The sequence below is a fragment of the Oleiphilus sp. HI0128 genome (assembly GCF_001635365.1).
This window is the reverse complement of record NZ_LWGG01000912.1, coordinates 1-2,568: the sequence shown is the minus strand read 5'-3', so window position 1 is coordinate 2,568 and position 2,568 is coordinate 1. Positions and strand designations below refer to the sequence as shown.

Annotated in this window: 3 protein-coding genes; all 3 read right to left on the bottom strand. The window is 44.5% G+C overall.

Translation table 11 applies throughout. The features are described 5' to 3' along the window. Positions 1 to 262: 262 nt before the first annotated feature. A complete protein-coding gene (locus A3763_RS14840; protein ID WP_068513514.1) occupies positions 263 to 460 on the bottom strand; it encodes a hypothetical protein in 198 nt (65 codons plus the stop codon). Between the two features lie 500 nt (positions 461 to 960). Further along, on the bottom strand, positions 961 to 1,755 hold the full coding sequence (locus tag A3763_RS14835) for an inositol monophosphatase family protein (protein ID WP_068512169.1): 795 nt from the start codon (positions 1,753 to 1,755) through the stop codon (positions 961 to 963). 39 nt (positions 1,756 to 1,794) lie between these two features. Next, positions 1,795 to 2,568 (bottom strand): phosphoribosylamine--glycine ligase (gene purD, locus A3763_RS14830; RefSeq protein WP_068739903.1); only part of this gene is annotated, 774 nt, incomplete at its 5' end.

The window sequence follows — 2,568 nt, the reverse complement described above, 5'->3', positions numbered from 1 at the left end:
ATGACTACAAAAAAGCGAGTGCCTTGAGACGGTAATAGTGTGTGGCAGGTCTCAAAGTGAGTGCGAATTGTCGCATAGATTTCGAAATCTGCAATGTCTTTTTAGAAATAATCAGGTCTTTTTACAGGAAAATAGCGAATAGGGTGAATTTAAATTCACTTTTATCACTCTCGGTAATATTCTTAGATGAAAAAGTTACCGAGAGCGATGGAAGAAAGAAGAAGCTAAGCGGTACTGCTATCGCTTTTAACGTAGTACTGGCTTAGATTGGTGCTGAGCCATAATTCATGGTCGGCTTCTTTGGCGGGTCAGCTCGTACGTTATTATCAACGCGTTCTACGTTACCACCTCTTTTTAGAAATTCTTCAATATCACTGCTTAGTTGTTGGCGTACAGTTTCTCTTACAACTCTGGGGGATTCGCTGCTGCATTCAGGGAGTGCAATGGCTTCTTGTGACATAATGGTACCTATCTATCTTTCTGCTATATCTCCAATTTCCTTTTATTTTTAAGGGTTTAGGAGATTTTGTGTTGCTTGTTTCTATTGTTTTCTGCACTGATCTATATAAACCGCCCAGCGACATGCCTATATTAAGGTTTATCTTTAATTATATGTAACAGTGCATTAAGTGGATAATATAATCTAAATTATAGCTTTGCAACATAAATCATTGGTTTTGTTGAATAAATTAATGTTTATATTTTCTTGTTTATCAAAGTGTCTGTTCCTGGTTTTGTAACAGAGGGCGTGATGCCTGTAACGCTAGGTGTTAAAAGGTGTTGAAATGAAAGATGCACAGGAATTATTGCTTAACTTGGCTAGGCTTAAGTTATCAGCGCAAGGGGAAGTGACTTAGTTGCGCGGAGCCTCTCCAATCATCACTTTCCAATCCCTAGTTGTTATAAGGACTTTTTAGGAGCCATTTTGGCTCCTTTTTTTTGCCTTGGATTCAGCGAGCTCTAATCCAGAATTTCGTCTAGAGCGTCATAGATTGCTGGCGTGCTAATGAGAAGGTTGTTGTTGTAGATGCAGGCAGGAATACCTTCAGGTACTGGGGTGAAGTGGCCGCAGCGTGCACCGGCTTCAAGGGCAATCAGTCTGGCTGCAGCGAAGTCCCAGGGGCTCAGTGACTCAAAATAGCCGTCAAGGCGGCCATTTGCAACCCAGCAGATATCCATTGCAGCAGAGCCTAGGCGGCGAATGTCTTGGCATTTCATCAGCACCTTTTCTGTTCGGCGCATGATTTCAGGTACGGTGCTTTTATCGTAAGGGAAACCCGTGGCAATCAGGGCTTTCCGTAAATTGTCTTGGTTGCTGACGGATAGCTTGTTCTGATTCAAATAAGAGCCTTGCCCCAAAATAGCGGAATAGCACTCGTCCAGAAACGGATTGTAGACAATTCCCACTTGTACCTCACCTTCACACGCGAATGCGATAGAGACGGCGACCATAAAGTGGCCGTGAGCATAATTAACGGTGCCGTCAATGGGGTCAATAATCCAGATGGGTTCAGCTAGGTCTTTGCCTTGGCTCGTATCGGTATATGTCTCTTCAGACATGATACGGTGGTGAGGGAATTTTTCTTGAATAGCTTCGATGATTAGTTTGTCTGCTGCAATGTCTGCAGATGTTACTAGCTCATGTTGATCTTTGTAATTCTGACTGAGTGAGCCTTTTGCTCGTTCCGACTTAATCATCGAGCCAGCTTTGATTGCTAGCTCTTTTGCGAATTTCTCTATGTCGCTATAGTTCATAGGTCACCCAGACAGATTAGTTTACAGGGTTTGGCTGCCTTAAGACTGCTGCTCTCGGGCAATGGCTCGGTAGGCAATGTCATCTCGATAGAACATACCTTCCCAGCTGATATTTTGTGCAAGCTGATAGGCCTTTTGCTGAGCTTCAGTCACATTGTTGCCCAGAGCTGTAGCGCATAATACTCTGCCACCAGACGTTGCTACTTGCTCGCCATCGAGTTTGGTGCCTGCATGAAATACTTTTGCAACATCAGACTCGCCTTGCTTTAGGCCTTTAATGATGAGGCCTTTGTCGTAGCTTCCTGGGTAGCCACCAGCGGCCAAGACAACGCCAACTGCTGCGCGAGAATCCCAGTCTGTTGTTGTTTTATCGAGAGTCTTATCCAATGCCGCATTGCATAGAGTAATTAGATCAGATTGCAGGCGCATCATAATAGGTTGTGTTTCAGGGTCGCCGAAACGGCAGTTATATTCGATGACTTTTGGTTGGCCATCTTTTGAAATCATTAAACCTGCATAGAGGAAGCCTGTATAGTCATTGCCTTCCTTCGCCATACCTTCGACGGTTGGGATAATGACTTCAGACATGATGCGATCATGGATCTCCTGGGTTACAACTGGAGCCGGTGAATAGGCACCCATTCCACCAGTATTTGGGCCAGTGTCGCCGTTGCCAACGCGCTTATGGTCCTGGCTGGTTGCCATCGGTAGAATATTCTTACCATCTGCAATAACGATGAAGCTGGCTTCTTCGCCATCAAGAAATTCTTCAATAACTACACGGCAGCCTGCTTCGCCAAAAGCATTGCCTGA

What these genes read in the sequence shown, in the direction of transcription:
- A3763_RS14840 (WP_068513514.1), bottom strand. Translation starts at nt 460, where the DNA reads ATGTCACAAGAAGCCATTGCACTCCCTGAATGCAGCAGCGAATCCCCC.
- A3763_RS14835 (WP_068512169.1), bottom strand. Translation starts at nt 1,755, where the DNA reads ATGAACTATAGCGACATAGAGAAATTCGCAAAAGAGCTAGCAATCAAA.